The 3,853-nt window shown below is 68.9% G+C and carries 1 protein-coding gene and 2 pseudogenes; 1 reads left to right on the top strand and 2 read right to left on the bottom strand.

Annotation, left to right across the window (positions count from 1 at the left end; all coding sequences use genetic code 11):
- Nucleotides 1–78: 78 nt before the first annotated feature.
- Together ACFU99_RS36535 and ACFU99_RS36540 are read right to left on the bottom strand one after the other, a co-directional pair.
- Nucleotides 79–288, bottom strand: a pseudogene (locus ACFU99_RS36535) (transposase); the annotation flags it as partial.
- A gap of 324 nt (nucleotides 289–612) precedes the next feature.
- A pseudogene (locus ACFU99_RS36540) lies at nucleotides 613–1,981 on the bottom strand (IS1380 family transposase).
- 361 nt (nucleotides 1,982–2,342) lie between these two features.
- Here ACFU99_RS36540 and ACFU99_RS36545 point away from each other — a divergent pair.
- Nucleotides 2,343–3,593 carry an IS110 family transposase gene (locus ACFU99_RS36545; protein ID WP_384400820.1) on the top strand — a complete coding sequence of 417 codons (1,251 nt, stop codon included), beginning with the start codon at nucleotides 2,343–2,345 and terminating at the stop codon, nucleotides 3,591–3,593.
- Nucleotides 3,594–3,853: the final 260 nt, after the last annotated feature.

Below are 3,853 nucleotides of genomic sequence, written 5' to 3' on the forward strand. Positions count from 1 at the left end.
CGAGTGTCGCGTCGGGTGGGGGCCGGGTTCCACTGCTCCGGTGGGATGGCGCTCCTCGTATGGGTGGAGAGTCGCTGGTCAGCCGGGCTTCGGCAGGAGAGCGAGTCGTGCGAGTGCTGTGGTGATCTCGTCGGTCCACGGCCAGTGTCGGGCGAGGCAGAGGATGTGACGTCTGCCAGCCGTGACGAGCTGGGCGGCAGGGGAGAAGGGGCGGAGCCGGAGTCGGCGGGGTTCCCAGAGCCGGGCTTTCCCGGTCAGGGTGAGCATGGGCATCCAGGCCAGCAGGTTGTGACGGAGCAGTGATCTTCAGGGGGCTGGGCTTGAAGCTTTCCCTTGATCGTGGACACCTGGAGACTGGGGTCTGAGAGGTTTCAGAGGAAGTAGTGCCAGGTGGGAAGCAAGTACACGAAGCGGTACTCGGACGAGTACAAGCGGGACGCGATCGGCCTAGCCTCGATCTTTCGTGACGGTCCGTTGGGTTCTTCGGCGGGCCGTTTCGGTTGTTCGGGTCGGTGGTGGGCACGCGGATGGCCCGGCTGTCGCGTCGGGTGGGCGCCGGGTTCCACGTCGCCGGTCGGGGTAATGGTGCTCGCAGGGACGGGAACGTGCTGGTCAGCCTGGGTTCGGGAGAGCTTCGAGTCGCGCCAGGGCGTCGGTGATCACGTCGGTCCAGGGCCAGTGGCGTGCGAACCGCAGGTGCCGGCGGCGGGCGGTCGTGACGAGCTGGGCGGCGGCGGAGAGAAGGCGGAACCGGAGACGGCGGGGTTCCCACCTGCGGATTTCGCCGGTCAGAGCGAGCATCGGCATCCAGGCCAGCAGGTCCAGGGCAAGCTGGAGGATCTCCAGCCAGATCTGGTTCTGCGCAGTGTCGTGCAGGGGCAGGTTGCGCAGGCCGGTGGCCCGCGCGGCCCGGATGCGGTCCTCGGCCCGCGCCCGCCGGCGGTGCCGCAGTTCCAGTGCCGCGATCGGCATGGCGGTGGTGTTGGTGGCGAAGCAGGTCAGCCGCAGTCCGTCGGCGTCGGTGATCCACAACTGGGTGCCGGGGTGGGGCCGTTCCTTGCGGACGATCAGCCGCATTCCCTTCGGCCAGCCCTTGAGGCAGTCGCCGGACAGTTCGGCGACCCAGGCGCCCTCCCGGATCTCGCCGCCGGGCTCGGCCGCTGCAGTCCAGGCCGTGGCGGGAACCTTGAGGACGGTCTGGCGGATCTGCTCGGTGATGGTCATGCCGACCGAGTACGACAGCCACCGGCCGCGCCGGGCGAGCCAGGCGACGAACTCGTGGGTGCCGCCTGCGGAGTCGGTACGGATCAGGGTGCGGCGTCCGCGCCGGTACTTCTTCGGCAGTTGTGCCAGGGCGAGCTGGGCCGTGGTGATGTGGTCGGCGGCGGTGTTGCTGCCCGCGTTGCCCGGCCTGAGCAGGGAGGCCACCGGCTCACCGCTCCCGCCGCTTCCGTGGTCGACGAACCCCATCAGAGGATGGTGTCCGAAGGTCTTCTTCCAAGTCGCGGTGGCGTCCTGCTTCTCGGAGTGGGCCAGCACGAGTACCCCGTCCAGGTCCACGGTCACCTGCCCCGCGGCATCCGGCGCCGCAGTACCGGCCAGCTTCCAGACGCGCTGCGGCCCGAGCGGCCCGTATCGCGGACAGGGCCTTCGGCCCGGCTGCGGCAAGAGTGCCGATCAGGCGGGAGACCGTGGGGTCGGAGGCCACCGGCCCGAACACGCCGGGCTCGGCCCGCAGCATCCCGACATCCGCGAGGCAGTCACCGCCCAGCGCCACCGCGAGGGCCACGTCCAGGAGGATCTTGCCCGGATCGTGCACCGCCCGTGAACGCCGCCACGGCGCAAGCACCGTCGATACCTCCCGGTCCAGCCCGGCCTTGCGGACGGTCTCGACCAGCAGAACCGCCCCGGCCTGCGACACCACCCCATGACCACCGCCCTCGACGCGGACACGTGGGTAGGAACCGATACGCTTCTTCACCTGGGAAGTGCCTCCGACGGTGGCGGGAACAGGGATCTCGACAATCCTCATTCTTGCTGGTCAGCAGTTCAGCGCACCTTCGGTGCGCGCCGGGGGCGCAGTAAATCGTGTGGCGCGCGCCGTGGGGTGCTTCTGCCCGCCCTGACCAGGGATGTTGTGGGTTCGGGATGGTGGGAGGGCTGTTTCCGGTCGAAACCGATGCCTCTGTGATGCTGTGCAGCTCGCTGGTGAGCATGGTGCTGGGGGCCGTCCACGGGAACCGTGGAGTGTTGCTGCGGAGCACGTGCGTCAGAATTCCTGATTCACCCTGGCCCTCCCGGAACGGCATACCCGGCTGTCCGGCGAGGGAGGGAGCAAGACCGTGGACGTGCTGCACGAACGTTGTGCCGGCCTCGACGTCAGCAAGAAGGACGCCAAGCTGTGCGTGAGGACCCCGAGCGCCAAGCGCCGGGGATCGTTCACGAGCCAGACCACGACCTGGGGCGCGACGACCAACGCGGTCCTCGCCCTGCGCGAGCACCTGCTCGCCGGGCGGGTCACGCTGGTCGTGATCGAGGCGACCTCGGACTACTGGAAGCCTTATTACTACGTCCTGGCCGACGAGTTGAACGTCATCCTGGTCAACGCCCGGCAGGTCAAGAACCTGCCCGGCCGCAAGACCGATGTCTCGGACGCGGCCTGGCTGGCCCAGCTCGGCGCCCACGGCCTGGTCCGGCCCTCGTTCGTGCCGCCCCAGCCGGTGCGGGAGCTGCGGGATCTGACCCGCGCCCGCACGGTCGTTGCCCGTGAACGCTCCCGGGTAGTTCAGCGGCTGGAGAAACTCCTGGAGGACACCGGTATCAAGCTCTCCGCGGTCGCCTCCGACATCATGGGCGTCTCCGGCCGGGCCATGCTCGAAGCCCTCATCGCCGGCGAACGCGACCCACAGATCCTGGCGGAGCTGGCCAAGCGCCGGATGCGCAACAAGATCCCCGAACTCACCGAGGCCCTGACCGGCCGCTTCCGCGAACACCACGCGTTCCTGGCCCGGTTGCACCTGGACCAGTACGACCAGCACACCGTGATGATCGACCAGCTCACCACACGGATCGGGGAGGCGATGGCCCCCTTTCGCCCCGCGCTCGACCTGCTCGACACCATCCCCGGAGTCAACCGGCACACCGCCGAAGTGATCGTCGCGGAGACCGGCGGGGACATGCGCCGGTTCGCCTCCGCCAAACACCTCGCGTCCTGGGCCAGGGTCTGCCCCGGCCACCACGAGTCCGCCGGCCGCACCAAGAACACCAAGACCCGGCCCGGTAACCCCTACCTCAAGGCCGCCCTGGGCCTGGCCGCGTTCAGCGCCGCCCAGGCCAAGAACACCTACCTGCAGGCCCGCTTCAAACGCCTGGCCCCACGCCGCGGCCCGCTCCGGGCCCTGGTCGCCGTCGAACACTCCATCATCACCGCGGTCTGGCACATGCTCACCGACAACGCCGCCTACCACGAGCTGGGCGGCGACCACCTCACCCGGCGCGACCCCGAACGTGCCACCCGCCAGGCCGTCAGCCGCCTCAACCAGCTCGGCTACACCGTCACCCTCAACCCCATCGAGAGCACGGCCACAGCCTGAACCAAGGCCGCACGCCCAGCACCCCACCACAACCGGGCGCTCAACCCTGCCCATGCCCACCATGACCTGCAGATATTTACGCGTCAGAGGCATTTTCCGTTTACCTGACCATCCGTCGGACAGCCCACTTCATGAAAGGACGAGGCTAGTACTCCAGCAGTACTTCGTGGCTTGGCCTGGGCAAACGCCGAGCGGTGGGAGTGTAGCGGGCAGCCCGCCCTCACGGACGGCTTCTGCCCGTCCGCCCCTCGAAGGAGTGC

It is taken from the genome of Streptomyces sp. NPDC057654, from assembly GCF_042800135.1.
Classification (GTDB): domain Bacteria; phylum Actinomycetota; class Actinomycetes; order Streptomycetales; family Streptomycetaceae; genus Streptomyces.